The following is a 26977-nucleotide window of genomic DNA, read 5'->3' on the forward strand; positions in this document are numbered from 1 at the left end:
CTATTAGCCATGATCGAAACACCCCGCTTGACGCTAATCCCGCTGAGTCTCGATCAACTTCGGCTCCACATCGCGGATAAACACCGCCTGGAAGCCACATTAGGATTGAAAAAAGGCCATCGGGAAGCTGTCGATCCGGTTCTGAGCATCATTACTCATTTTACAATACCTCGTTTACAAAACTCCACACTCGATCCGCTTTATCACACATTGTGGCTGGCTATTGATCGGGAGAAACAACAGTTCGTGGCCGAGGCTAAATTTAAGGGCGAACCCGATGAAACGGGAGCCGTTGAGATTGGCTACGGGACCTACCCCGCCCTACAACGCAAGGGCTATATGACCGAAATGGTTGGCGGATTAGTGAACTGGGCAGGCCAACAACCGGGGGTTCTGCGCGTTATAGCCGACACAAATACGGAGAATGTAGCCTCTCAAAAAGTGCTGGAGAAAAATGGCTTCCGGTTATTTGATCGTATGGAAGATATGCTTTGGTGGGAACATAACTTCCGTTAGTTAAAACCTCACGACGAAGTGCTTTTGTCTACAGTGATTCGCTCAACTCAACCGCCTAAACCTAACTAAACCCATGCAACCTGTTCCTATTAAAACTACGGTTGTCGGTTCAATGCCCTTTCCGGGCTGGCTCGAATTTTCCAGTCAGCATCTTGGTCAGTTTGGCCCTGCCGACATCAACGAAATGATTGAAGACGCTGTTGTGGCCTCTGTTCACGATCAGGTAGCTGCCGGGTTGGATGTTATTACTGATGGAGAGCAAACTCGCTTTGACTTCAATCTGTCCTTCTACGGCTACATCAACGGAATTCAGAACAACGAAACGGAATTACGTCGGTTTGGCCCACCTGCTCACGACCAACGTGGAAAGCATAACATCATTGAGCCGCTAACTGCCCCCAATGGCTTGGGTGTTGTGGAAGAATATCTTCGCCTGAAACGATTAGCGCCCGAGGGTCAGGGTATCAAAGTGTCGATTCCAGGTCCATACACGCTCAGTGGGCGACTGCTACCGGGAAGTCTGTACAAAGATCGCTGGGAAGTAACGGAAGCCTTGTTGCCGCTGGTAAGCAAAGAGATTGCCACACTGGTTGAATTGGGCGTCCCCGAAATTTGTGTAGACGAGCCATCAATGTCGTGTTATGCCTATCGGGAAGATACGAAACGCTTTGTGGATATCTTCAACCGGACAGTGGCACCGGGTGTGGGCAAAACTAGACTGTCGATGCACCTTTGCTTTGGCAACTACAAAGGCCGCTCGGTCGGTAAAAAGACGATCGCCCCCATGCTACCCGATTTTCTGGATATGACTGTCGACGAGCTTCACTCCGAAATGACCATCCTGAACTTCTCCGAAGTAAATCTTCTGGAGCGCTTCGCCGAAAAGTTCGACGTAGCCGTTGGAGTCATCGACGTAAAAAGTTATTACATCGAAACGCCTGAAGATGTAGCGGAACGCATCCGCAAATGCCTGCCTTATGTTCCGGCCGAAAAACTAGCCGTTGCTCCCGATTGTGGCCTAAGCCAAACCGCTCGCTGGGCCGCTAAACAGAAACTGACGAATATGGTGGCCGGGGCTAAGATTGTAAGAGGGGAAATCTGAACCGGGATTTTTGTGATTTAACTGATTGACTATGATTTTGTCATTTCGACGTTAGGAGAAATCTTAAGCTTTACTAATAAGGTTTTTTGAGATTTCTCCTAACGTCGAAGTGACAAAAATCTATTCAGTTGTAATGAACATTTATGATAGAGACAAAATCATAGTCAGTCAGTTGAATCCCGTAAATCCAGGTTCAGACCGTCTGCCAACTGGCAACGCTCGTTCGCTAATTTATCGAGGCTTTCGTCAATCAGCATCTGGGTTTTGGCGTTGTGAAAATACTCTGCGTTTAAGGCCCGAAGTTCTTTGCGTTTCATCGCTTCCAGAAAACGACGGATATCCTCAGAGGTTTCGAGCAAGAGCGGGGGCACTTCGGTAGGTTTTTCGTGGTCGTCTTTCGCCACCATCGTGAAATAGCTGGTGTTTGTGTGCTTCACGCTACCAATTCTCACGTTCTCCGCCACGACCTTAATACCCACCACAAGGGACGTCCGACCAACATAATTAACCGACGCCATCAACGAAACCAGTTCACCCACTTCAACAGGTTGCCGGAAATTCACGCCATCAACCGAAACCGTCACGCAATACTGACCTGCATGTTTCGCGGCACAGGCGTAGGCAACCTTATCCATTAATGACAGTAGTATTCCACCATGTACGCGGCCCCCAAAATTGGCGTAAGCCGGAATCATTAGTTCGGTAAGTGTGGTACGGGAGTGGCTAACGGGTTTGGCGTTCATCTGAACCGGGATTTTTGTGATTTAACTGATTTTCTTGATTTTGCCTGCATAGTTACGCAATTAGAATCACCATCAAAATCGCTGCAAGTCAACAAAAAAGCCGCTTAGGAGCGGCTTCTTAACAAAATCATATTAATCAGTTAAATCACAAAAATCCTGGTTCTAGACGGCGAAGCTCTCACCGCAACCGCAAGTTCGGCTGGCGTTGGGGTTTTTGAACTGGAATCCTTTGCCATTTAGCCCGTCCGAAAAATCAAGTTCGGTACCAGCCAGATAAAGCAGGCTTTTGCGATCTATCAAAATCTTAACGCCTTTATCTTCAACAACGTGGTCGGTTGGCTGCTGTGTCGCGTCAAATTGCAGATCGTACATCAGACCTGAGCAACCTCCTCCCTGAACACCTACCCGAATGGCGTAGTTATCGTTCAGACCATCTTTTTGGCGGAGTTCAACAATTTTATTTTTAGCAATTTCAGAAACCGTAACCATAGTTGTAATCAAGTCAGTGTTGACACATATCAATGCTTTCTCTATAACTTTCGGCTAAATGGAAAAGTTCTTTAGAACACATGCTTACTAATGTTGAACATATCGGCATCGCCGTTCGTGACATTGCAGCGTCGAACGAGTTGTTTACCAAGTTGCTGAATGTAGCTCCTTACAAAGCCGAAACCGTTGCGGCAGAAGGCGTAACGACTTCTTTTTTTCAGGTGAACCAGACCAAGATTGAGCTTCTAGAAGCAATCAATCCTGACAGTCCAATTGCCAAGTTTCTGGAGAAAAAAGGAGAAGGAATTCATCACATCGCCTTTGAAGTAGATAACATTCAGGCAGAGATGGAGCGGTTAAAAAATGAAGGATTTACCCTGTTAAATGACGTTCCGAAACGCGGAGCCGATAATAAATTAGTTTGTTTTCTACATCCCAAAGGTACAAATGGGGTTTTGATCGAACTTTGCCAGGAGATTAAGGAGTAAATAGATTGGATAAATTTGATTCTATTGATTCTGTGGATTCTATCGTGCAGGAGCCTCCCGCCTTAACACTACTAGAATCCACAGAATCAATAGAACCTGAAAAAATTAGCATGAAGGAAAAAGGAGTATTAATTGCCCTATTCGTTTTAATTGTCTCGACTGCCCAATGTCAGCAACCTGGCAACTTAGCCCGTTATACGCAACCCGGCGTCGATGTTCTGAATTATGCCTTTTCGCTCACGCTGAGCGATTCGACCAACCAGATTAAAGGCGAAACTACTATTCGATTCACCCGAGCCGACGACCGTCAGACCGTCTGGTTCGATTTAATAGCTAGTAAGGCAGATTCTACACAAGGAATGAAAGTGCGTTCAGTAAGTCTGGCGGATGGCAAAGCAGCTCCCTTCAATCAGCGGAACGACCGGGTGTTTATCAATTTACCAGCCGCACCAAACCAACCAACAGAAGTAGTTATTCGGTATGACGGTACGCCAGCCCGAGGGTTGATTATTAGTCGAAACAAGTTTGGTGAACGGACCTTTTTTGGCGACAATTGGCCCAACAACGCCCGGAATTATCTACCCGTGGTCGATCATCCCTCCGATAAAGCAACCTGTTCGTTTTCCGTCAATGCCCCCACCACGTATCGAGTTATTGCTAATGGAAAACTCCTGAATGAAAGCAACCTGCCGAATGGCCGCAAATTGACCCGATGGCAAGAAAACACGCCCATTCCGACGAAAGTGATGGTAATTGGTGCAGCCCGATTTGCCGTTGAAGAAGTCGGCTCGGTAAGTGGCGTGCCGGTGCAAAGCTGGTTATACCCTAACGATAGCCAGAAAGGGTTTATCGACTATCGTCCGGCGAAGGAAATCCTGCAATACTTCATCGATAAAATTGGCCCCTATTCGTACGAGAAGCTGGCGAACGTGGAGTCGACCACGATTTTTGGTGGCATGGAAAACGCCAGTTGCATTTTCTACAACGAGAAAGTAATTGTTGGTCATAAGGATTCGGATGTGGAGGCTTTGCTGGCTCACGAAATTGCTCACCAGTGGTTCGGCAATTCGGCAACCGAATCCGACTGGTCGCAGCTTTGGTTGAGCGAAGGTTTTGCGACCTACTTCTCGGGCCTTTACCTCGAACATGCTTATGGTAAAGATACCCTCAATGCGGTGCTTAACCAGAACAAAGGACAGATTTTCCGGTACTCGGCCCTGAAACCCAAAGGAACCATCGTCGATTCAACCACGACAAACCTAATGGACTTACTCAATCCAAACTCTTATCAGAAAGGCGGTTGGGTCTTGCACATGCTCCGAAATGAAATTGGCGATGAGGCATTCTGGAAAGGCATCCGCACTTACTACGCCACCTACCGCAATCGAAATGCTCAATCCAGCGATTTTCAGGCGGTAATGGAAACGGCATCGGGTAAGAAACTTGGGCAATTCTTCCAGCAGTGGCTTTATCAGCCCGGTTACCCTGAAATTGTGTGGGGTTCGAGTTATGATGCCACCAAAAAAGCGTTGGTGATTGATGTACGTCAGGCACAGCGTAGCGGTGCGCTTTTTGTGGTTCCGCTCACATTCAGCATTCGTGGTAGCAATGGCCGGGAAATAACCCGAACGGCCCGCCTTACCATGACCGAACAAACGCAGACCTTCACGGTTCCCCTGGACACCAAGCCCGGTTCCGTCGCCATTGACCCTGATAACACGGTGTTGATGCACGCTACCGAAATGGGGAAGTAAAATAGTTATCTTGCATTCCAGCCCGCTTACCGCCACTTATCCCTACCGACCATGCTCAAGCGCGTTTCCATCCAGAACTTCAAGAGCCTAAAAGACGTCACGCTCGATCTTCAAAAAGTCAATTTGCTAATCGGGCCTAATAATTCGGGTAAAACGAATTTTTTGAAGGCGCTGGAGTTTTTTGAGTTTGGAGTTTTGCAAGACGATGTCACAGCAGAGCGGCAATCTCGCGATTTCCGATTCAAGCGTTCGGCTAAGGTTTTATCAATTGAGCTCACTTTTGAAAGGGAGAATGAAGAGCTAAGGTTTTTACGTGAACTTATTTTCTCCGATCCATCTCCTACGGTTGAAGTCAGATCTTCACAGTTGGTTACAAAGGATGGGATCGAAAGTGTTAAGAATGACCAAGGATACCCTGATACTCAATTTCTACGAAAACAACTTAGGGAATTAAAAATCTATCGCCCTGACCCAAATAAACTCAATCAACCTAGTCCAGTAGGTATGCTTGTGGAAACGGTTAATGCAGATGCATCAAACCTAATTAGTTTTCTAGACAGGATGTTGGGCAATCAGTATAGAAAGACCGTTTTTAATCGCATTGAAGTCGATTTACACACTTGCGTCTCCGAATTTGATGAAATTAATTTAGACGACGCCAAACCTAGTCAAGAGCTAAAAATACAGTTTGGCGATAAATCATTTAAACGTATTGGCTTAACAAATAGTCAACAAGGTGTTACATATTGGGCTGAGGAACTCTCCGAAGGCACCCTCTACTTCCTCGCCCTTTTGTGCATCATCAACCAACCCAATCCCCCCAAACTCTTACTTCTCGAAGAACCAGAAAAAGGCATTCATCCGCGCCGGATTCGGGAAGTGATGGATTTCATTTTCCGTTTAGCAGAAGAGAAAGATGTTCAAATTATTCTGACAACACACAACGAAAATGTGCTGAACGAATTTACCTCCATGCCTGAAGCAGTATTTGTATTTTCGAAAGATGCGGAAGGAGCAACGCTTGTAAAAAATTTACAGCGTGATATTATTGAGCCCTCCAATCAACGCAGCCGCGAGACGGGCACGAAAGAGATTGACTTCACCAGTAATTTAGGTGAAAGCTGGATGTATGGTTTATTAGGCGGTGTTCCCGAAGAATCTTTATGAAATCACCGCTTGTATACGCTCTTATCGCAGAAGGCTTTGCAGAGTATTCGTTCATTCCGGTTTATGTGAAGCGACTTGCAACTGAAAAAGGATTACAAGTTAAACGGAGTAGCCTGGATTTACTGAAAAAGCAACCCAGTAAATCGAAGGTATTGCAGGAAGCAGAAGAACTTTGTTTGAAAGCATTACGTGATGAAGAACAGGACTTCTGTATTATTGGTATTGATCTGGATGGCCCAGATCAGACGGACGAACAAAACGAGCATACATTAGAGTGTACGAAGCTAAATAAAGCTTTAGGTACTGCCTACAAGCGCTATAAAGAACACATAATAGTCTACGTTCCAATTCAAGCGATCGAACACTGGTTGGCGTATCAGGCTTACCACCTAAAGATAAATGAAAAGCCGACAAAGGGTGTCCTGGAAAAACTACACCAAAAAGAACTTAAGCGACTGTTATATAGAGATAAAGATGATCGACGAAAAATGCAGTCAATCGCTCAAGACATTGCCGAAAAAGCAGACTTCAATGAACTCGCCAAGCAATCCCGCAGTTTTTCCCATTTCCACAAACAGGTAACAGCCTTTTTGGATCAGTATAGTCAGCAACAATGAGCTAAGACAGTATTCAAAATATCTCGCCCACTTTATGCCGTAGGTATGGCATGTTTATAGAAAACAGCCTCCTATATGTGATCAGGCATGACGTAGGTATGCAACGTTTGCGATTGGTTGCATACCTACGTCATGCTTGCTAATGAATGATAATATTCTTCTCTATAAACATTCGATCCCCACGGGATCAGGTAAAACAAACTCAGCCACGGCCTCACGACCGTGGCTGAGTGCATTATTTACCCTTCAGTTAGTTCAATGTAATGGTGCGGACAGGCGTTTGAATGGGTTTTGTGCTTATCGAAACAGGGTAGGTTGTTACGTCAGTTCCGGCGGCAACCTCCACTTGGTAAGCACCGTCGCTTAGTTCGGTCAAATCAAACTGAAAGTGGAAATTCCCCTGCTTCTTGTTAATAAATTGCTTGTCTAATAGCGTCCCGTCGGCCGATTTTAGGGAAACAGTCATTTTTTTACCGGGCGTCCGCTCCACAAACACATTCAGTTTGGAAGGCGTTGCGGACGGGAAAACTGCCACTTTATACGAACCCGTTGTAACAGGGGCGGTTGTCGATGGAGCTGGGATTATTGAGGCAGTTGCTGCCAATGTGGCCGTGCTCAAAAGCAGGGCAGTTAACAAAGATTGAGCGAAGGTTTTCATACGATTTAGTAGTTGTTGTTTACTGTCCAGAAGGAACGCATCAAAGGTATGCGTCTTTAAATTTCTCCTAAATACGAGTTGTGATAAGAGTGCAAAAACGAATCACGAACGGTTATAAACCCACGATGAGCCGTTGACGCTAGAGAGCCTTCACGGAAAAAATAGTCAAACGAACTGCCCCTTTCCTGCGTTTACCTACGAAACCACAGAGCTGAACCTTTATCAACATGAACTACTATAATTCCATCATCGACACGATTGGCAATACGCCCCTGGTCAAACTCAATAAGGTCACAAAAGGCATTCGAGGAACGGTATTGGCGAAAGTTGAGTATTTCAACCCCGGCAATTCGGTAAAAGACCGGATTGCAATACGCATGATTGAAGATGCCGAAGCCAGAGGTGTACTAAAACCGGGCGGAACCATCATTGAGGGCACTAGCGGTAATACAGGCATGGGCCTGGCCTTAGCAGCCATCGGGAAAGGCTATAAATGCATTTTTACGATGGCCGACAAGCAGTCGAAGGAGAAGATCGATATTCTGCGAGCGGTTGGTGCCGAAGTTGTTGTTTGCCCGACGAATGTGGCACCCGATGATCCCCGCTCCTATTATTCAGTAGCCAAGAAACTTAACCGCGATATTCCGAATTCACTTTATCCCAATCAATACGATAACCCTGCCAACTCGGCGGCTCACTACGCAACCACGGGTCCCGAAATCTGGCGCGATACCGATGGTAAAATAACCCATTTCGCAGCTGGCGTAGGTACAGGTGGTACTATTTGTGGTACGTCGAAATTCCTGAAAGAACAGAACCCGAATATAATATCGATTGGAATGGATACCTACGGTTCAGTCTTCAAGAAATACAAGGAAACAGGCATTTTCGACGAAGGAGAGATCTATCCGTATCTTACAGAAGGAATTGGGGAAGACATTCTGCCGCAAAACGTAGACTTCAGTTTGATCGACCATTTTGTGAAAGTTACGGACAAAGATGCCGCCATTATGACCCGCCGATTGTCGCGCGAAGAGGGCTTGTTTGTAGGCTGGTCGTGTGGAACCGCTGTCCACGGTGCGTTGGAATGGGCAAAAGAAAAGCTGACCGACGACGATGTGCTGGTCATTCTCCTTCCCGACCACGGCACGCGTTACCTAGCCAAGATTTACAATGACACTTGGATGAAAGATCACGGTTTTCTGGAAGATCGTGCGTTCAAAACTGCCCGCGACATTATTCATCACAAAAATGGTAAGTCACAACTCACGACCATTGGTTCAGCCGTGTCAGTAAGTCAGGCTATTCAGGTGTTGAACCGGCACAGCATTTCACAGATTCCGGTCACGGATGAAACGGGGCATATTGTCGGCAGTTTGACGGACTCAACCGTTTTAAATCGACTCATTGAAGATCCATCAGTAAAAGACCTGCCGGTTAGTGAGGTTATGGACAAACCGTTCAAATTCGTGGGCTTGGACAATACTATCGATGCGCTCTCATCGCTCATCGACCGCGATAACAAAGCCCTTCTCGTTCGCGACGAAAAAGAACAAATTCACATTATCACCCAAGCCGATTTGCTGGCAGCCATGACGAGCTAGTGTAAAATAAATACTGATTAATGGATACATTATAATATTGATTTTTGTATCTTGCCCTAAATCATAAGGCTATGGTAACAGACGCAGTAACTCCGGAGATTGCCGCCCCACAGCAAATACCTTCCTACTTAATTTACGAAACGCTCAATGGACGCCCTTTATATCGGAAGGGTTATAAGGAGGTATTGGCCAAACGTAAAACTCCCGGCGAAATCATGGGTTGCAGTGACCTACAGGCTATTATTGTATCAGCTTTACACGCCTTTATTTACAATCATACCAATCGAAAAGCTTATTGGGTTGTAACCAATGAGCCAGGTTTACACATTCAATTAGGCGACAATTTATCCAATGACATTGCTGTTTACGAGAAAGAAAAGGTAACCGTAAAGGGCAAATTCTTCGATGTAGCCCCCAAGGTTGTGGTAGAAGTCGATATCAAGGTAGATCTCGAAGCCTTTCCAGCGATGGAGCAGGATTACATCTACGAAAAAACACAGGCAATGCTCAATTTCGGAACAGAGCGTGTTATCTGGATTACCACTAAATCTAGAAAAGTATTTGTTGCCACAAAAGACGAACCCTGGATTACGCTTAATTGGGACGCTACCATACCTGTTCTGGACGCTGTAACGCTCAATGTAGCAGCTATTCTTACCGAAGAAGGAGTCCTTTAAAATGTATGATGTATGATATAGGATGTGTTTTACCACCAGCTAATCATACATCCTATATCATACATATATTCTACCGCCGATTATCCCCTCCTTCAATCATACTCAAATAACTCATGTAGCGGCTTTCGGCAATTTCGCCCTCGGCAACAGCTTCTTTAATAGCGCAGCCGGGTTCGTTGAAGTGCAGACAATTGTGAAAACGGCACTGATTCAGGCGGTCGCGCATTTCGGGGAAATAATGGCTGACTTCCTCTTTCGAGGTATCCATCAAGCCTAGCTCTTTAATGCCCGGTGTATCAATAATGAACGTATCAGGACTCAATTCGAACATTTCGGCAAAAGTCGTTGTGTGAACACCTTTATTGGCAAAAGACGAAACTTCGCTGGTACGCAGGTTTAACTCGGGCGCAATTGCATTGACGAGCGATGATTTCCCTACTCCCGAATGGCCAGATAACAAGGTGACTTTATGATCGAGTAATTGCCGAAATGTATCAACACCTTCACCTTCCGTTGCCGAGGTAGCCAGACAGTTGTAGCCAATTTGCTCGTATAAATCCATAATTTCCTGCTGAGTCGCGAGCCCTTCCTCACTCAGTATGTCCGATTTATTAAAAACGATGGTGGTCGGGATACGAAACGACTCTGCCGACACCAGAAAACGGTCGATAAATCCCAATGAGGTACGCGGCATAGCCAGGGTCGCCAGCAACACAGCCTGATCGAGATTGGCTGCCAGAATATGCCCATGTGCCGTTTTGTGCACCGACTGCCGAATAATGTAATTCTCCCGGGTATCAATATCCGTAATGACCACCGTATTTTCAGCCTCATCCTCGACCTCAAATGCTACCCGGTCACCTACCGCAATAGGGTTAGTGACCTTAAGCCCCTTAATTTTGAATTTACCCTTTAACCGACCCTGATAGATATGACCATCTGCGTTACGAACATCGTACCAGGAACCAGTTGAGCGTATGACTAAGCCTTTTTGCAATGCTTAAAGAGTGAAAGAGTGAAACAAAGCGAAAGAGTGAAACCGGGTCGCCGGTACGGAGTGAAAGAGTGAAAATTGGCATGTACCCACTTGACACTCTTTTACTCTTTCGCTCTTTTGCTCTTTAATGTATTTACAACCTGCATAACCTTAGCCGTTGCCCCAACGTTCCTTAGCACATAATTGCGGCTCACTTGAGCGGCTTCTGATGGGTTAGCATATTGCTTTTCAAAAGCAGTCATCAATTCCGTTGTACTACTGATAGGGAAAGCGGCCCCTTCCGCAGCCAAATCGACGGCCTCCTGATACTTGGCATAATCAGGCCCCCAAAACAAGGAAACACCAAAGGTGGCGGCCTCCAGACTATTGTGCAATCCTTGCTTGAACGCCCCGCCAATGTAGGCAAACTCACCGTATTGATACAAAGAGGATAACATACCAACATTGTCGATGAAAAGAACATCGGCCTGAATAACACTCGTTTCGTCAGTTTGTGAAAAGCGGACCGAGGCTTTTGTCAGTTGTGTCCGCCAGCGTTCGATTTCATCATCGTGAATTTCGTGCGGAGCGATAATCGCTTTTAAAGGTTTATCGAACGTATTCAGAAATGGAATCAGTACATTCATGTCTTCCGGCCAGGCACTCCCAACCACAATCAATGGTTTATCGGCTTTAAATGCCCGTGCGATTGCAATTTCTTTTTTCGCAGCTGCAACTTCAGCCACCCGATCAAAGCGGGTATCGCCTGCGAGGGTTACGTTGGTGATACCAATCGTTTTTAGTAAGTCGACCGACTCCTGATTTTGCACCAGAATGTGGTCGAAATACGCTAACATCCGTCGATAGAAGCCACCATAAGGTTTGAAGAACAGCTGACTGGGGCGGAAAATAGCCGAGAACGAAATAACCGGAACATTGGCCTGTTTTAACTCGTAGAGGTAATTGTGCCAGAATTCATACTTGATAAAAAACGCAATATATGGTTTCACCAGATCAACGAATTGGCGCGCGTTGGCAGGCGTATCGGCAGGCAGATATAGGACATAATCAGCTCCGTCATAATCCTTACGAACTTCATAACCCGATGGCGAAAAAAAGGTAAGGAGAATGTTATGACCTGGATATTGTTTTCGAAAAGCTTCTATAACGGGCCGCCCCTGTTCGAACTCGCCAAGCGAGGCCGCATGAAACCAGGCAATCGGCTTTTTGTTTCCAGCCAATTGATCCTTTACTTTGGTAGCCCAATCGCGCCGACCCTCGACCCACTTCCGGGCTTTGGGGTTAAAAGGGGCAATCAGGCTTAGCAATTGCTGAAAAACAAAAATACCTGTATTATAGAATCCCAAAAACAAGCTATTATGCGGTTGGTTATAGTAACAAAACTACACACTCTCAATCAAACCACCTGATTTATGAAAACCTACGACACGCTGACAGAAGCTATCGACGATCTACGCAATCAAGGTTTTACAAAGGACTATAACCTTAAGTCTGACCACCTGCATTGCCAACCCGACGACATCATTTTACGTCCTGCCGATTTTGACATCGTTAGCGTTTATCGCTTCGAAGGCATGACCGATCCTGGCGACGAAACGGTTTTGTATGCGGTTGAAGCAAAAAACGGGAACAAAGGAACATTAGTTGATGCGTATGGTGCTTATTCAGAATCTATTTCAACCGAAATGGCGGAAAAACTCCGTTACACCCCTGAGAATTAGCGAACTTTTTAGCGTCAAATACGCTTTTACGTCAACAGAATGTATGTTGATACAATGAACTGGAACAAACTAACGAGTGAAGCTCAACTTGATACTATAAAAGCAGAGTCGGCGAAGCATCCAATTCTGATTTTCAAACATAGCACGAGCTGCTCGATAAGCCACATGGCACTTAGCCGTATGGAGCGCAATTGGAACGATCAACTTGGCGTTAAACCGTATTATCTGGATCTGCTGGCCAACAGACCCATATCTAAGGAGATCGAGAATGTATTTGGGGTTGAGCACGAATCGCCACAAGTACTACTGATTCGCAATGGTGAGTGCGTTTATGATGCTTCTCACATGGCCATCTCGTTTGCTGGTTTACAGCAGGCAGTATGATCCAAGTATTGGTAGCGAGGAGTTAGAAGAGAGGAGGGCTGACGCAAAAATATAGATGCATCAGCCCTCCTCTCTTCTAACTCCTCGCTACTTTATTCTTTCAATGTAATTTTTGCCCGATGGCAAACTCCACCAATCGGCGGGTTAAATTTTGATACACTGACCTCAATAGCTTCTAAGTCAGCGTATTTCGCCTTGATATTCCGAATAATCTGATGGGCAATATGCTCAAGAAGCCGTGCAGGTTGCTGCATAACGGCCACAGTAATCTGATATAGATCCATGTAATTCACAGTAGCGCTTAGCCGATCACGCTCGGCGGCTTCTGAGAAGTCGGCAGTCACGATGATATCTACAGAATACTTATTGCCAATTTTCTGCTCCTCATCGTAAAAACCGTGGTAGGAGAAAAATTCAAGGCCTTCTAAAGCAATTGTTCCCATAGGTAAGGCGGGTTTCTACCCGCCATACATTAAATCTGGTCGAAAAATGAGCCGCTTTTTTTATCCTGTGCCTCCTCTGTAGCTTCATTCAAAGCGACCTCTGGCTCAGGCGTATTCACTTCAGCCAGAACAGATTCGGGCGAGCTTTGATCAAGGGTCGATTTTACCTCTGCAACGGCTTCACTCGTTTCCGATTGAGTTGCCTCAACAGCCTCGTCTAATTTCTCAGCAATAGTTTGATCTTCCGGAATTGCCTCAGGCACAAATTGATCCCGTTCGATGAGATGAGGTAGCTCCGTAGCGTCGCTGGCAACAGGCGCTGCAGGCGCTTCATTAGCTGTTTCGGCCTTATGTGCTTCCTCCTGTTTCAGTTCCTCTTTAATCTGCGTAGAGACTTCGTCAATCTTCCCTTTCAGATTCTGTTTATTGAACTTCTTCTCAAACCGCTCAACACTATCAACCGCGTTATGAGCCAGGGTACGTATCTGGGCCGCCAGGTTTTCTTTATAACCTTCTAACGCCTTAAAATCATGTTCCAGTGATTTCAGGTCATTCAAAATATTATCTTTCAGATAGCGGGCCTGATTCTCAGCATCCTGCACCATTAGCGCTGTTTTTTTACGAGCATCGGCCAAAATATCTTCCGCCTTTTGCTTGGCTTCATTGACATATTTTTCGCCCGCATTATTCGCCTGTTCAGTAATCTGCGCACTATTCTCTTCTGCCGATTTCAGTGTGCGGAACAGGGTCATTTCTATTTCTTTCAACTTGCCTAGCTCTTTTTCGGCCAGTTCAAGCTGCATTTTTAACATTTTATATTCGCCAGTGACACGCTCCCATTCTTGAGAGAGCGAAACCAGAAATGCGTCAACATCTTCGGTTCTATAACCGCGCAAGCCCTTCTCAAATGTGTGCTGCCGGATTTCGATGGGCGTGATTTTCATTGGTGCGCTTCTTGTTTTAATGAGTTACTGATTATCAGATAAAGGTGAAATAACAGCCATTCTACGGATTTTACAAAAAATAGGCAGAAAAATAGCCGATTCCTATTTAGTCACAATTGATTAGCTCAATTTCCATACCGAAATTGTTCGATCATCGCTGCCCGAAAGAAGTTGTTGAGAATCTACCCAAAGTAACTTATTGACTGATGTTCCATGCCCAGCATGGCGTGCCCGATCAACAACTTTTAATAATTGATAGGTCTCGGCATCCCAGATTTTAATGGATTTGTCCATACTAGCCGTTGCTAACAAACGATTATCAGGGCTGAATGCCAGATGATTGATCGCAAACATATGGGCCACAATATCGCTGTGTAATGTATACCCCTTTTCTACATCCCATATTTTCAAATGGGCATCACGGCCTGCCGTAAGTAAGTAGCGGAAATCGGGTGAATAGGTAATAGTGAATACCGAGTTCGCATGGGCTGGTATAACTTTTTTGAGGCTGTGACTTAGCAAGTCAAAAATACGAACCACATTGTCGCTATAACCAACCGCAAATTCTCGCTCAACAGGATTTATAGCGATTGACCGCGCCGATTGCTCGGATGCTTTCAGGTGTTTTCTATTGACTAGTTGATCTGTATCGACAACGGCCACAACACCATCCGAAAGGGCAATAAAAGCATCATTTTTATAGAATTTAACATCGAAAATAGCCGACGACGTTAATTTCAATGAGGCCACTTCCTTTTTTTCGACCGGATCAATCACATGAATGCCTTCGTAATTCTGACCAACCCACAACAAACCGCTAGCTGGATTTAAGGCTAAAGCATAAACCGATGCCGGTACAGTTGCAATTAATTCGCCAAGGTCAGGGCGATCGAGTCGCCACCGCACTACGTTCCCATCGCCACCTGTCGAAAAAAAACGCTCTGGAGATGCACTGCCTTCGAGTGCATAAATGGGTTCACGATGCCCTCCAAATGTATCTATTTTCTCTACAACCACCTTTTTGATAGTCCTGCGAGAACTATTTGTTATGTATAACGAACGGCCTAAACAATCAACATTGAACGTCAAAGGTCGTTAAACCTTTGGCCGATTTCAATGATGACGAAATGTTAAGAAAAATCACACGGATTACAGGTCAAATCAAGCAGTAAACGCTAATCTATTCAATCGTAAATACCCGCTCGAAAATAAAAAGACAGTTGCGTGAAATGCTGGTCGAGTATCGTATTTAACGATCATATCCTCAGGCTATTTTCGAGACATGGTAAGTCGTAGTTTTGTTACCTGTTGCTACCATCATTTATGACATAAAGCAAACTGTACTGTTTATGAAGTGGATCACACGAGAACGGCCCAAAATTGACCGTCTGGCTTGCCCGTGGCTCATCAAGCGATTTATTGACCCAGAAGCGGACATTATTTATGTACCAGAAGATCAGGTAATTCAACAGGCCCAGGAGCTAAAGGCTATTCCCTTCGATGTACCCAATGTTGAATACACCCATTACGAAGATCGCTGCACATTCGATTATTTCCTCCAAAAACATGCCCTTACAGACTCGACTTTGCACGCAATGGCTCCCATTGTTCGCGGGGCCGATACCGATGATCATGCCTTGTCAGCACAATCTGCTGGTCTGTGGGCTATTTCGGCGGGTTTATCATTCAATATCCAGGATGACCAGCAATTATTAGCTCAGGGGATGGTCATTTATGATGCACTCTATAGTTGGGCTAAACATTTGCAAACTGTCAAGCACACCCAAAGCCCTACTGAACGACTGTTGTTGGAAGTATTACATGCCTATCTCAACCGTGAAGACAAACGAAAATCACCCGTCTGGGTAAATGACTTAAAGGAATTAATTCAGGATCAGATAGATACCAATCTAACGTTGAGTCTAACCGAATTATCGGAAAATTTAGCGATCAATCCGACCTATGTATCCCGAACCTTTGCCCGCTATTTCGATAATCTTTCCTTTGGCGAATATATTCGCAAGTTAAGGATCGAGAAAGCACTGCAATTGCTAGAAACAACTACCTACAATCTAACTGAAATCGCTTACCTAACTGGTTTCTCAGACCAGAGCCATTTTACCCGTATTTTCAAAAAACAGATTGGGCAGAATCCTTCTCAATATCGAAAAAATAGACTAAAAGGTAAAGCAGATACAAAAGGTTAAATTCGTTCTATTTCAGGTCTGACCATCGGCGTATCCTTGTGCCAAAACTGATACGTCAATTATGAATCGGATTGCCTACAGCCCCAACCTGACCAAACTAAGTAAGGATTATCTATTTACCCATCGTACTGCATTCATCTTCGGAATGCTACTTTGGTATCTGAGTATAACCATCTCTTTTGCCCAGACACTCCCCCCGCCAACCTATCCCCGTGTAGTTGGCTATCTCGGCATTGTCCATCCACTGTTGACAATTGATGAGAGTGGTTCTGAATTCAACTTTAAGGATCATTATGTAGTCGGTTTCCCAATCGGCTTGAACCTGTGGAAAAGCAAACAGATTGGCTTTTCAGTCGAAGTAGTACCCCTTATTCGAGCACAGGATGGCACCAGTCGTGTAGCCAATGTGCTGTTTCACCCCGGTGTTCTGGTCAATCTGGGGCATGATTTTACGTTTGCCGGGCGGCTGGCGTTTGAAACATCAGGCCGGTACGGCGTGACTCCAGTACTCAATAAAATTGTTCGGCATGGTCAGACGTTCAACTACTTTGTAGCCATACCTTTACCGGTGCGTTTTGGTAACGATCGGCCTATCTCAGCAACAGTTAGTTTTCAGTTTGGCATCGTTTTCTAGCCCGTTACTTGGTAAGCTTTGAACAACTTAATTTAAACTATAACAGCCCAATGAAACGAAGAAATTTCTTGCAAACCGCAACGGCAATTGGGGCTATTCCTCTCTGTGGAGGGCCATCAGATCGTGGCGAATTCTTTCTAAAAACACCGGACTTATCGGTTGAAGATCAAGGCAGTATTGTAAGTGCTTTAGGAAAGAAAGGCGTCTACATTGAAGCTCAGGCAACCTACACCGTGCCATTGCCCCGTAATGATCTGAAGGTGACGATCAAAGGTGATTCGGTACCGACTCCGTTCGGCTTTGGTGGCTGGGTTTCGTTTAAGAAAACGCTGGACGGCAAACAAACCGTCATGATGAGTGATACAGTACTATTGGAAGAAGAAGTAAATCCATTAATCGACGCCACTCATGCAGCTGGTTTGGAAGTGGGAGCTATCCATAACCATTTTTTTTACGAGCAACCACGCATTTTTTACATGCACATACACGGTATGGGCAACACAGCGGAGCTAGCAAAAAAATATGCGGAGGCTATTAAAAATACGAAGCTATTTCCGGCCAATCAGCCCCAAACAGCCATCTCTGCTTTAACAACGGCACAGACAGGCAAAGAGTTGTTCGACCTCCCCGCTCTCGACACGTTAGTACAATACAAAGGTGTCGTAAATGGCCCCACCTACAAATACACGGTTGGAAGGGAGGACGTACAAATTGTGGCTATGGGCGCTGAGATGACAGCCGCCATTGGCCTAAACTCTTGGGCATCATTGACTGGCAAACAGGATGCCGCGCACATTGCGGGAGATATTGCCATGCTAGAGGGAGAAGTGAACAACGTAATCAAGGTTTTACGAAGCCACAAACTTGAAGTCGTAGCCATTCACCATCACATGCTGGGCGAAAAGCCACGGACTGTTTTTCTACATTACTACGGGCGTGGTCCTGCACTCGAATTAGCCAAAGGATTTCGAGCTGCACTCGACCAGTTAGGAAAACCGAGTAGCATGAAACATTAGCCCTTAACGCCATTTCAACCGATGAAACTACAGGCTTCTTACTCACGAAATGACTTAGTGCGCTACTTTGCCCGTTTGGGTACGCTGGGATTTGGTGGGCCACCCGCTCTAGTCAGTGCCATGCATCGCGATTTAGTGGTTGAACGAAAGTGGATCACAGAGGACGAATACCGGGAAGGTATGGCATTGGCGCAATTAGCCCCCGGCCCCCTAGCGGCTCAGCTAGCCATCTATCTTGGTTATGTACATTATGGTGTTTTAGGGGCTACGCTGGTAGGTGTGGCCTTCGTACTGCCTTCGTTTATTATGGTGGTAGCATTGGGTTGGGCCTATCAACAATTTGGGGGCTTGCCCTGGATACAAGCCCTATTCTATGGTATTGGAGCTGCCGTAATTGGCATTATTACTATTGGCGCCTATAAACTGACGACCAAAACTGTAGGAAAAGATCAACTTAGCTGGGTGTTATTTCTGATATCCACCATTGCCACCGCTATCACAGAATCAGAATTGTTGTGGCTTGTTTTGGTGTCCGGGGTAATTTATTGGCTGGTGAAAGCAAAACCCCAATTTAGGCGGTTCGGTGCGGGAAATAGTATCATTCCATTTTTACCGCAACTTCAAGATATCCCTACTGATTCTACCCTTTGGAAGTTAGCTATTTTCTTTGTCAAAGCAGGGACCTTTGTTTTTGGGAGTGGGCTAGCCATAGTCCCGTTTCTGTATGGTGGGGTGGTCAAAGAATACGGCTGGTTGACAGAGCAACAATTTTTGGACGCGGTGGCTGTGGCCATGATTACACCCGGCCCTGTGGTTATTACTGTTGCTTTTATTGGCTATTTGGTGGCTGGTTTTCCGGGGGCTTGTGTCGCAGCTTTAGCCACGTTCCTACCTTGTTACTTATTGACGATTCTGCCTGCACCTTATTTCAAACGCTGGGGTAAAAATCCAAATATTAAAGCATTCGTGGACGGAATCACCATTGCAGCTGTCGGAGCCATAGCAGGGGCGGTGATTATACTCGCTCGCCGTCAATTAATTGACATACCAGCCCTTGTAATTGCTTTGGTAACTGTTGGGCTACTTTATCGTTTTAAGAAATTGCCTGAACTAAGCATCATTGGAGCAGCGGCCGTAGTGGGTTTGCTTCTACGCTACATTATGTAAGCAATAGATCAAGTGGTTAGGGGAACCACTACTGTAAATATGTCAGGGCCATTCACAGTTAATCCTTTCTTTTTCCCGAACGTCTTCCGACTTTTGGTTTGTGACTTTACAACTAACCATAAACACCGACTGTGTAGCGGTACTCCAGGCCATTACCGAAGATGAACCAACACTTCGGATCGGTTTGCCATTAACTAGTGTAGAGCGCGAAGAATTAGAGCGTATCACCCACCCGGCTCAACGGGTTGAATGGTTGGCCTGCCGAGTAGCCATTCAGCAATTGATCGAAGCACAAGGACAGACTTATCAGGGCTTACAAAAGGACGAGTTTGGGAAACCATCTCTCATTGGCACGCCCTGGCATATTTCGCTATCACATACCAGCGGTTGGGCAGCTGCTGCCTTACACAGATCCAGACCCATCGGAATTGATATTGAACCTATTAGAGAGCAGTTCAGGCGAGTTGTACCTCGTGTTTTATCGGCCGATGAGATTGCTCACGCCGATAATAATCCGAATCGATTAGCAGTGTATTGGTGCGCCAAAGAAGCTCTGTATAAACTCTATGGAAAACGGCAGCTTACTTTCCGCGAACACTTACACGTTGAACCCTTCGCCGATAACGCCGAACAACTCATTGGTCACGTACGATTGCCCGATCATGAAGAACAGTTGACAATCAAGTGTTTTCAGGCTGGACCGGGATTGCTGGCTGTGGCCTATTAAGTTATAAAGTGTTAGCGTTGTAAGGTTATAAAGTTGGCTACCGCATGCATTAACTTTATAACCTTACAACGCTAACACTTTATAACTTTCATCACCGTTGCGTGTAATCGGATAGCGGCAAACCATCGCCATCGTCTCGAACGGCATTAAGAATCTGTTCAACCTCACGTACACGTTCAGTATCTCCATTTTTTTCAAACGCCAACATCAAATTTCGCAGCACTCGCCGAACAATATCAGCGTTGGTGCAAGGCTGATAAAACGTATCTAATCGTTTGATATTTAATTGATCAATGTATTGGTCAATATCTTTGGTCGTAAAGACTAATCCTCGGTTAAAAACATTGATATAAAACTGAACGCCACTATTGTTTTTATACGTGAGCACAAACAAATTAGGCAGATTAACGCCATAAACGGGTAGATTCAATCGTTTGGCAACCAGCATATAGAGTACACAAAGTGTAATAGGATTCCCCCGGCGTGACTCCAGTACCTGATTGATCATGGAGTTGGCAGGCGAGTGGAAATGCTTTGTATTAGGCGCAAACTTTAGCTTAGTAAAAAAGGCAGTATTCATTGCCTTAATCTGCTCGTCGGGATGCATATCGGGTTTAAAATCTACCCAAACGTCGTAGAACAACTGCTCAACATCCTGTTTAAGTTTTTTGAGCGAAAGGTCAGGGTATTGATAGGTTGCTACGATCCAAAGCCCCTCGAGCACATCCATAGCTCCGCCATTTTTCCAGTCGCGCATACGATCCAGAACCGATTCATATTGCAGGTCATGGATAATCTCTTCAATGCGTTTTTGAAGGGCCGAATTGAAACTTCCCTCCCATTCGGTTTCTAAAAACGGAATCATTTGTCCGCCTATTTCCCGAATGCGCTGTTCAACATGCTCTACAACTTCCTGATCCTCGTCGTCCAACAGCGAAATAAGAGCCTTCAATTCATTGTCGTTCATTTGTTTGTGCCGCTTTTTGGGATAGCCCTTGAATAAATACTGCTTTCGTAAACCTTTTGAATATACTACTTTTGTCTGGTTATACGAGTCGCTATACTAAAGTAATAACAAAATTTTTATAAAAAACGGTTTGACTTCCACAGGCAATACTCCCAAAATTCTGGTGACTGGCGGGGCCGGTTTCATTGGTTCCCATACCGTTGTGTCATTAGTCGAAGCCGGTTTTGAACCGGTCATTGTCGATAACTTTTCCAACTCCGAACGCTCAGCACTTGATGGACTGCGGGCCATTCTGGGACGAGATGTAACGTGCTACTCCGTCGATTGTAACGATCCCGTTGCTATGGACGATATCTTCCAGAAAGAAACGCCAATTGGTGTTATTCACTTTGCGGCTTTCAAAGCGGTTGGTGAGTCGGTCGCGAAACCACTGAAATATTATCGAAATAACCTTGATCCGTTAATGCTGCTTCTGGAGTTAATGCCGAAGCACAACATAAAAAACCTCGTATTTTCGTCGTCCTGTACGGTTTATGGCCAGCCCGAAGAGCTACCTGTAACCGAAGAAACACCCCGACTTCCGGCGCAGTCGCCCTACGGTAACACCAAAGCGATTGGTGAAGATATACTCCGGGATGCTATACAGGCTCAAATACCGGTTAGGGTGCTGGCTCTCCGTTACTTCAATCCAATTGGTGCCCACCCTTCTGCTCAAATTGGTGAATTACCCTTAGGTGTTCCTGCTAATTTGGTGCCGTTTATCACACAAACAGCCGCTGGCATCCGCTCTAGCCTAACGGTGTACGGTGATGATTACAATACGCCAGATGGCACGTGTATTCGCGACTATATCGATGTGATGGACCTTGCCGATGCCCATGTGCAGGCCTTACGAAAATTAAATGAGGCTACTGCCGACGCCAGCTACGATGTTATTAATATTGGCACAGGACGTGGTGAAACCGTTTTGAACGTTATCAAGACGTTTGAACAGGCAACCGGCGTCAACGTAAACTATGCTATCGGCCCCCGCCGACCTGGTGACGTTGAGCAAGTTTACGCCGATGTCTCTAAGGCAAATAATGTGTTAGGCTGGACAGCTCGTCGTACCTTAGCCGAGTCATTGCGGGATGCATGGCAGTGGCAGCAGAAAATTAGTTTGTAATTTGTAGCCAAAAATTTGACGCTGTTTATCAGTCCACTTATGAGTTTAATTGTAAGCTCATAGTTTGAACTACAAAGCACAAAGCACAAACTTCAATTTATCTAAAATGAAACTTCTTATCACTGGCGGTGCTGGCTTCATCGGATCGCATGTTGTTCGGTTATTCGTTACAAAATATCCGGAATATCAGATTTACAATCTCGATGCGTTGACCTATGCGGGGAATCTGGCCAATCTGTCAGATATCGAACAGGCACCGAATTATACGTTTATTAAAGGCGACATTACCGATGCCAAATTCCTGGAGGATATGTTCGCCGAAATGTCATTCGATGGAGTCATTCACCTGGCGGCAGAGTCGCACGTAGATCGCTCGATTACTGATCCAATGTCGTTTGTGATGACGAATGTGGTTGGAACAGTAAACCTGCTCAATGCGGCTAAAAATAGCTGGAAAGGTGCCTACGAAGGAAAACGCTTCTACCATGTCTCGACCGACGAAGTGTATGGCTCGTTGCATAATCCCGAAGATTTCTTCACTGAAGAAACGCCTTATGATCCACAATCCCCGTATTCAGCGTCAAAAGCAGCGTCTGATCATTTTGTCCGGGCTTACGGCAATACCTACAAACTACCCGTTGTATTATCGAACTGCTCGAACAACTACGGTCCGAATCACTTTCCGGAAAAGCTCATTCCGTTGATGATTCATAATATCCAGACCAACAAGCCATTACCCGTATATGGTAAAGGCGAAAATGTACGGGACTGGTTATTTGTCGTTGATCATGCTCGTGCGATTGATGCCGTTTTCCATACTGGGAAACTAGGTGAAACGTACAACATCGGCGGCTTCAACGAATGGAAAAACATTGATCTGGTCCATTTGCTGTGCCAGATTATGGATCGTAAACTAGGTCGTCCAGAAGGCACTTCGGCGCAACTTATTACTTACGTGACAGATCGCGCTGGCCATGACCTCCGCTATGCCATCGACGCGAACAAAATCATGAAGGAGCTGGGCTGGCAGCCTTCGCTTCAGTTCGAAGAGGGTCTTGAGAAAACGGTTGATTGGTTCCTGGCGAATCAGGAGTGGCTTGACAACGTCACGTCGGGAAATTACCAGAGCTATTACCAGGGAATGTACGCGAATAGATAAATTGTGAATGAATAAATTAATGAGTGAATGAGTGAATGAGTGAATGTGCGAATCGCTGACGCAAAACTATGCGGCCAGATGTTATTCGCTCATTCACTCATTCACTCATTCGCTCATTCACAAACCATGAAAGGAATTATTCTTGCCGGAGGCTCTGGCACACGTCTTCATCCGCTTACGCTCGCTGTCTCGAAACAGTTGATGCCGGTCTATGACAAGCCGATGATTTATTACCCGCTCTCGATTCTGATGCTGGCGGGCATCAATGAGATTCTGATTATCTCGACTCCCCATGATCTACCCCATTTCGAAAAACTACTTGGCGATGGTACGCGTCTGGGTTGTCAGTTTACGTATGCCGTTCAGCCGAGTCCTGATGGATTAGCACAGGCTTTCATTATTGGCGAAGAATTTATTGGCGAGGACAAAGTTGCGCTCGTATTGGGCGATAACATATTCTATGGATCAGGTTTATCGAAGCTGCTTCAGTCGAATAATGATCCCGACGGGGGCGTCGTTTACGCGTATCAGGTACACGATCCAGAACGCTATGGGGTAGTTGAGTTCGATGAGCATTTTAACGTGTTATCCATCGAAGAAAAGCCTGAGAAGCCCAAATCGAACTATGCCGTACCTGGGCTGTATTTCTATGACAACGAAGTTGTTGAGATTGCCAAAAACATTAAACCATCCCCTCGCGGTGAGTTAGAAATTACTGATATAAACCGAGTGTATCTGGAGCGAGGCAAGTTGAAAGTTGGCGTTCTGGACCGTGGTACTGCCTGGCTTGACACCGGCACATTCGAATCGTTGATACAGGCAGGGCAATTCGTTCATGTTATTGAAGAACGGCAGGGATTAAAAATCGGCTGTCCTGAAGAGATTGCCTATCGAATGAAGTTCATTACAGCTGATCAACTGGCTACAATAGCGCAACCTTTGGTCAAAAGTGGCTACGGTGCTTATTTGTTGAACTTGCTGAAATAAAGGAAAGCAAGAAGCACAGTTCATTTGTATAAAAGCAATAAAAAACGCCGGGGCATTGCTCCGGCGTTTTTATCTTAACCTAACCTATGAGAAATATCATTGCTAATGACGGACTTACGAAAGGAAACCATCAGCATGCCACAAAGGTAATTGATGAGTCAGGAGTCATTTGAGCGAAGAAACACCGATTTTGGGCACTTAAGTTTAAATAGGCAAAAGTCCGCACTTTACTACGTAGAACTACGTATTGGCAAGTAAACTATTCGGCACAACTAATTAAAATACAGCAACTTACAAAATAAAACCAGGCTTATATACGTATTGACTACCAATCAAGTTACCGTATTTTAGCGTTGCTTTCCGACGATGTCCATTCCATACTAGCTTGTACTCTCTAAATTTCATTCCTTTTTCTCCAATGAGTGATTCTATTTTCCATGAAAATGCCGGGCGGTTTCTGAGCACGAAAGAAACCCACCCAATGAAAGAGGCTTATCGGGCCAGTAAATTAGCCTGTGGTCACAAAGAAAACGACTATACTCGCTCGGAGTTCTTCGGCATTAATCGCATCAGCGAACTACTTAAACAACCCGGTTGTGTAGGTATCCGTGTTCATTACGCTAATCGTTGGGAGGATGAAAATGGCAAACCTACCGAACATGGAAAAGGCAAGCTAAACCCACGTGTTTTATTAACGGGAGTAGATGCCCGTGGCAGAGACTTACCTGCTTATACTGGTACAGGAGGTCTTAAAGATGACGGTGGAGATGGTACTAATGGTGGGACGGTAGGCGATGGCTATACTTGCCCACAACATTGTGGAGATAGTAATTAGACTATGTGGGAGCGGTTGCTAGATTTATGGGTAAAGTATCCTATTGATTTATTTTCTCATCTGAGTAGCTGTCTCCCTATTCTCTTTGGTGCAATTAGGCGTAGGAGCTTAAATAAAAATGCCATTTATATATGGCTGTTTTTTGTTTTTTGTTTTTCTAAAGATACCTACGCCCTTTGGCATGCCTTATATGCCCTTAATACATTTTATATTCAGAACTTAGAAACCGTTTTTCAAACGGTTTTAATAGGTTTAGTTTATTACTATTGCTTTGATACTCGTTTATCAAAACGAATTACGATTGGTTTAAGCTTATTATCCCTTTGTATTATAGTCTATGCTTATAATACTACAGAAGTGTCCATTATAGCTCTATCCACATTTCGTTTACTATCTATCAGTTTATCGTTAGCGTATTTCAACAAAATTTTAGTTGATATGCGCATTAGTAATGTATTGTTACATACTATGTTTTGGTTTAGTGCGGGGCTACTTCTTTATGCTTCAGGCACATTTTTTATTATGCTATTTAGTGAATATTGGTATAAAGATATAAATAAGGTTCCTGCCGAAGTATTTGATAAATATTGGAACGCAACTCAAATCCTGTTCATTTTTTTCTCCATATTGTCTGCTTATGGTTTATGGGTAAGTAAATACGATCAGGAAAATTTTATTTAGCTTAGCTAAGTGCCTAAAGCTTAGGCGCTGAAAGTTAAAAAAAACCTACTTAACGTTACCACTCACTCAATCCTTCGTATAAGCCGTTGACATTCAGACAGAGATTAGTCAACTTTACCTCATTCAGCTTGCGCGTGAACAAATAGTATGTCGATGGACGCTGGTTTTGTAATTGCTATTGGTACGGCTGTACTCCTGATGATGGCAGTGTTCATCATCATTTTTGTGGCCTATTATCAGCAGAAACAGGCGAAACAACAATTGGCATTTAAGGAATTACAGTCCCGCCACCGCCGGGACCTGATGGAAGCTACGTTTCGAGGACAGGAAGAAGAACGCAAACGACTCGCCGAAGATATGCACGATGGAATTGGCACAATGCTGTCGATTACCAAAATGAGCCTAAACCAGCTAGAGCAACAGCTAGGTGGTGAAGTACAAGTGGGCTTTCAGTTCCAGAAAACGCGCTCTATGATTGATGAAACGATGACCAACGTTCGGCGGATTAGTCGGAATCTGGTTCCTACTACACTAGAGCGATTTGGCCTGCTAGCTGCCCTCGAAGAACTCGCCGACCGAGCTACCGATAACGATACCGACGTTCAGTTAATTTACCCAGAACAAGAAACGCATTTTCCGCCAGCTTTCGAGCTGATGTTATATCGAATCGCTCAGGAGTTAGTCAATAACGCTATTAAACATGCTCGTGCACGGCACATTGTTATTCAGTTATTTAACTTCGAAAAAGAGATTCGATTGTCGGTTCTGGACGACGGGGTTGGCTTTGATTTCGATGCCGTTATGGAAAATAAACAAGGCGGCTTAGGTCTTCGTAATATTGAAAGCCGCTTGAATGTAGTCAATGGGCATGTAACCTTTGATGTAGCCCCTGGCCGAGGTTCGCAGATTCATATACAGGTTCATCTGCATGATGCACAGCCTGTTGATTTAATGAGTTAATTTGTTTGCTGGAAGCCGTTTTCTCCGACTCATTCAGTATCAGATACTAACTCTTCTTCCTCTATGCGAAAAATTAAACTGGCTCTTTGCGACGACCATACCCTGTTCCGCGTCGGAATGGCAACCATTCTTGGTCAGATTCATGATTTCGAATTGATTCTGGAAGCC

31 protein-coding genes and 1 pseudogene are annotated in these 26977 nt (G+C 45.0%); 22 read left to right on the forward strand and 10 right to left on the reverse strand.

Annotation, left to right across the window (positions count from 1 at the left end):
- Positions 1 to 9 precede the first annotated feature (9 nt).
- Positions 10 to 516 (forward strand): GNAT family N-acetyltransferase, encoded by a 507-nt coding sequence (locus tag ACYVGR_RS10830; RefSeq protein WP_460956409.1) that lies wholly within the window; start codon positions 10 to 12, stop codon positions 514 to 516.
- Between the two features lie 42 nt (positions 517 to 558).
- Here the strand turns inward: ACYVGR_RS10830 and ACYVGR_RS10835 are convergent, their stop codons facing one another.
- The gene (locus ACYVGR_RS10835; RefSeq protein ID WP_374191861.1) at positions 559 to 606 is read right to left on the reverse strand and encodes a hypothetical protein; all 48 of its coding nucleotides are present in this window, start codon (positions 604 to 606) and stop codon (positions 559 to 561) included.
- Here ACYVGR_RS10835 and ACYVGR_RS10840 point away from each other — a divergent pair.
- Positions 590 to 1618 carry a methionine synthase gene (locus tag ACYVGR_RS10840; RefSeq protein ID WP_460956411.1) on the forward strand — a complete coding sequence of 343 codons (1029 nt, stop codon included), beginning with the start codon at positions 590 to 592 and terminating at the stop codon, positions 1616 to 1618. The two genes, ACYVGR_RS10835 and ACYVGR_RS10840, sit on opposite strands and share 17 nt — an antisense overlap.
- A 164-nt stretch (positions 1619 to 1782) precedes the next feature.
- On the opposite strand, the gene ACYVGR_RS10845 is transcribed toward ACYVGR_RS10840, so the two are convergent.
- A complete protein-coding gene (locus ACYVGR_RS10845) occupies positions 1783 to 2361 on the reverse strand; it encodes an acyl-CoA thioesterase (RefSeq protein ID WP_460956413.1) in 579 nt (192 codons plus the stop codon).
- Positions 2362 to 2523: 162 nt separating this feature from the next.
- Positions 2524 to 2850, reverse strand: a complete 327-nt coding sequence (locus ACYVGR_RS10850; RefSeq protein WP_182459966.1) for a HesB/IscA family protein — start codon at positions 2848 to 2850, stop codon at positions 2524 to 2526.
- A gap of 80 nt (positions 2851 to 2930) precedes the next feature.
- Between ACYVGR_RS10850 and mce the strand changes: the two genes are divergently transcribed.
- From mce to ACYVGR_RS10870, 4 genes are all read left to right on the forward strand, one after another.
- Positions 2931 to 3338 carry a methylmalonyl-CoA epimerase gene (gene mce, locus ACYVGR_RS10855; protein ID WP_460956415.1) on the forward strand — a complete coding sequence of 136 codons (408 nt, stop codon included), beginning with the start codon at positions 2931 to 2933 and terminating at the stop codon, positions 3336 to 3338.
- A 110-nt stretch (positions 3339 to 3448) separates the two neighbouring features.
- On the forward strand, positions 3449 to 5092 hold the full coding sequence (locus ACYVGR_RS10860) for a M1 family metallopeptidase (protein ID WP_460956417.1): 1644 nt from the start codon (positions 3449 to 3451) through the stop codon (positions 5090 to 5092).
- Positions 5093 to 5143: 51 nt separating this feature from the next.
- Positions 5144 to 6259 (forward strand): AAA family ATPase, encoded by a 1116-nt coding sequence (locus tag ACYVGR_RS10865; RefSeq protein ID WP_460956419.1) that lies wholly within the window; start codon positions 5144 to 5146, stop codon positions 6257 to 6259.
- A complete protein-coding gene (locus ACYVGR_RS10870) occupies positions 6256 to 6876 on the forward strand; it encodes a hypothetical protein (RefSeq protein ID WP_460956421.1) in 621 nt (206 codons plus the stop codon). The genes ACYVGR_RS10865 and ACYVGR_RS10870 overlap by 4 nt, the downstream gene beginning before the upstream one ends.
- A gap of 250 nt (positions 6877 to 7126) precedes the next feature.
- On the opposite strand, the gene ACYVGR_RS10875 is transcribed toward ACYVGR_RS10870, so the two are convergent.
- The gene (locus ACYVGR_RS10875; protein WP_460956423.1) at positions 7127 to 7534 is read right to left on the reverse strand and encodes a hypothetical protein; all 408 of its coding nucleotides are present in this window, start codon (positions 7532 to 7534) and stop codon (positions 7127 to 7129) included.
- 227 nt (positions 7535 to 7761) lie between these two features.
- Here ACYVGR_RS10875 and ACYVGR_RS10880 point away from each other — a divergent pair, with 227 nt between their 5' ends.
- Together ACYVGR_RS10880 and ACYVGR_RS10885 are read left to right on the forward strand one after the other, a co-directional pair.
- The gene (locus tag ACYVGR_RS10880) at positions 7762 to 9138 is read left to right on the forward strand and encodes a cystathionine beta-synthase (RefSeq protein WP_460956425.1); all 1377 of its coding nucleotides are present in this window, start codon (positions 7762 to 7764) and stop codon (positions 9136 to 9138) included.
- A 71-nt stretch (positions 9139 to 9209) separates the two neighbouring features.
- Positions 9210 to 9815: a Uma2 family endonuclease gene (locus ACYVGR_RS10885; protein WP_460956427.1), complete on the forward strand. Its 606-nt coding sequence runs from the start codon at positions 9210 to 9212 to the stop codon at positions 9813 to 9815.
- A 70-nt stretch (positions 9816 to 9885) separates the two neighbouring features.
- Here ACYVGR_RS10885 and rsgA read toward each other — a convergent pair whose 3' ends face one another.
- Together rsgA and ACYVGR_RS10895 are read right to left on the reverse strand one after the other, a co-directional pair.
- On the reverse strand, positions 9886 to 10812 hold the full coding sequence (rsgA, locus tag ACYVGR_RS10890; protein ID WP_460956429.1) for a ribosome small subunit-dependent GTPase A: 927 nt from the start codon (positions 10810 to 10812) through the stop codon (positions 9886 to 9888).
- Positions 10813 to 10913: 101 nt separating this feature from the next.
- The gene (locus ACYVGR_RS10895; protein WP_460956431.1) at positions 10914 to 12164 is read right to left on the reverse strand and encodes a 3-deoxy-D-manno-octulosonic acid transferase; all 1251 of its coding nucleotides are present in this window, start codon (positions 12162 to 12164) and stop codon (positions 10914 to 10916) included.
- A gap of 60 nt (positions 12165 to 12224) precedes the next feature.
- On the opposite strand from ACYVGR_RS10895, the gene ACYVGR_RS10900 reads away from it, so the two are divergent.
- On the forward strand, positions 12225 to 12533 hold the full coding sequence (locus ACYVGR_RS10900; RefSeq protein ID WP_182459957.1) for a phosphoribosylpyrophosphate synthetase: 309 nt from the start codon (positions 12225 to 12227) through the stop codon (positions 12531 to 12533).
- Between the two features lie 54 nt (positions 12534 to 12587).
- The gene (gene ytxJ, locus ACYVGR_RS10905) at positions 12588 to 12917 is read left to right on the forward strand and encodes a bacillithiol system redox-active protein YtxJ (protein WP_460956434.1); all 330 of its coding nucleotides are present in this window, start codon (positions 12588 to 12590) and stop codon (positions 12915 to 12917) included.
- Between the two features lie 92 nt (positions 12918 to 13009).
- Here the strand turns inward: ytxJ and folB are convergent, their stop codons facing one another.
- The 3 genes from folB to ACYVGR_RS10920 form a co-directional block, all read right to left on the reverse strand.
- Complete coding sequence (folB, locus tag ACYVGR_RS10910; RefSeq protein ID WP_460956436.1) at positions 13010 to 13360, reverse strand: dihydroneopterin aldolase; 351 nt, start codon at positions 13358 to 13360, stop codon at positions 13010 to 13012.
- Between the two features lie 29 nt (positions 13361 to 13389).
- Entirely contained in the window at positions 13390 to 14304 is a 915-nt protein-coding gene (locus ACYVGR_RS10915; protein ID WP_460956438.1) for a DivIVA domain-containing protein, read from the reverse strand.
- 120 nt (positions 14305 to 14424) lie between these two features.
- Positions 14425 to 15321 (reverse strand): WD40 repeat domain-containing protein, encoded by an 897-nt coding sequence (locus ACYVGR_RS10920; RefSeq protein ID WP_460956440.1) that lies wholly within the window; start codon positions 15319 to 15321, stop codon positions 14425 to 14427.
- 332 nt (positions 15322 to 15653) lie between these two features.
- Here ACYVGR_RS10920 and ACYVGR_RS10925 point away from each other — a divergent pair, with 332 nt between their 5' ends.
- From ACYVGR_RS10925 to ACYVGR_RS10945, 5 genes are all read left to right on the forward strand, one after another.
- On the forward strand, positions 15654 to 16511 hold the full coding sequence (locus tag ACYVGR_RS10925; RefSeq protein WP_460956442.1) for a chromate resistance protein ChrB domain-containing protein: 858 nt from the start codon (positions 15654 to 15656) through the stop codon (positions 16509 to 16511).
- A 61-nt stretch (positions 16512 to 16572) separates the two neighbouring features.
- Positions 16573 to 17145 (forward strand): hypothetical protein, encoded by a 573-nt coding sequence (locus ACYVGR_RS10930; protein WP_460956444.1) that lies wholly within the window; start codon positions 16573 to 16575, stop codon positions 17143 to 17145.
- A 50-nt stretch (positions 17146 to 17195) separates the two neighbouring features.
- Positions 17196 to 18161 carry a DUF1259 domain-containing protein gene (locus ACYVGR_RS10935; protein ID WP_460956446.1) on the forward strand — a complete coding sequence of 322 codons (966 nt, stop codon included), beginning with the start codon at positions 17196 to 17198 and terminating at the stop codon, positions 18159 to 18161.
- Positions 18162 to 18182: 21 nt separating this feature from the next.
- Positions 18183 to 19328, forward strand: coding sequence for a chromate transporter (locus tag ACYVGR_RS10940; RefSeq protein WP_460956448.1), 1146 nt, complete (start codon positions 18183 to 18185; stop codon positions 19326 to 19328).
- A 100-nt stretch (positions 19329 to 19428) separates the two neighbouring features.
- Positions 19429 to 20055 carry a 4'-phosphopantetheinyl transferase family protein gene (locus ACYVGR_RS10945; RefSeq protein WP_460956450.1) on the forward strand — a complete coding sequence of 209 codons (627 nt, stop codon included), beginning with the start codon at positions 19429 to 19431 and terminating at the stop codon, positions 20053 to 20055.
- 91 nt (positions 20056 to 20146) lie between these two features.
- Here ACYVGR_RS10945 and ACYVGR_RS10950 read toward each other — a convergent pair whose 3' ends face one another.
- Positions 20147 to 21022, reverse strand: coding sequence for a transglutaminase-like domain-containing protein (locus tag ACYVGR_RS10950; protein WP_460956452.1), 876 nt, complete (start codon positions 21020 to 21022; stop codon positions 20147 to 20149).
- Between the two features lie 130 nt (positions 21023 to 21152).
- Here ACYVGR_RS10950 and galE point away from each other — a divergent pair, with 130 nt between their 5' ends.
- From galE to ACYVGR_RS10985, 7 genes and pseudogenes are all read left to right on the forward strand, one after another.
- A complete protein-coding gene (galE, locus tag ACYVGR_RS10955; RefSeq protein WP_460956454.1) occupies positions 21153 to 22187 on the forward strand; it encodes a UDP-glucose 4-epimerase GalE in 1035 nt (344 codons plus the stop codon).
- 106 nt (positions 22188 to 22293) lie between these two features.
- Positions 22294 to 23346, forward strand: a complete 1053-nt coding sequence (gene rfbB / locus ACYVGR_RS10960) for a dTDP-glucose 4,6-dehydratase (RefSeq protein ID WP_460956456.1) — start codon at positions 22294 to 22296, stop codon at positions 23344 to 23346.
- 126 nt (positions 23347 to 23472) lie between these two features.
- Positions 23473 to 24333, forward strand: coding sequence for a glucose-1-phosphate thymidylyltransferase RfbA (gene rfbA / locus ACYVGR_RS10965; RefSeq protein ID WP_460956458.1), 861 nt, complete (start codon positions 23473 to 23475; stop codon positions 24331 to 24333).
- A 418-nt stretch (positions 24334 to 24751) separates the two neighbouring features.
- Complete coding sequence (locus ACYVGR_RS10970; RefSeq protein ID WP_460956460.1) at positions 24752 to 25168, forward strand: hypothetical protein; 417 nt, start codon at positions 24752 to 24754, stop codon at positions 25166 to 25168.
- A gap of 3 nt (positions 25169 to 25171) precedes the next feature.
- On the forward strand, positions 25172 to 25849 hold the full coding sequence (locus ACYVGR_RS10975) for a hypothetical protein (RefSeq protein WP_460956462.1): 678 nt from the start codon (positions 25172 to 25174) through the stop codon (positions 25847 to 25849).
- A gap of 147 nt (positions 25850 to 25996) precedes the next feature.
- Positions 25997 to 26809: a sensor histidine kinase gene (locus tag ACYVGR_RS10980; RefSeq protein ID WP_460956464.1), complete on the forward strand. Its 813-nt coding sequence runs from the start codon at positions 25997 to 25999 to the stop codon at positions 26807 to 26809.
- A gap of 63 nt (positions 26810 to 26872) precedes the next feature.
- Positions 26873 to 26977: pseudogene (locus ACYVGR_RS10985) on the forward strand (DNA-binding response regulator); the annotation flags it as partial.

The sequence above is a fragment of the Spirosoma litoris genome (assembly GCF_054776755.1).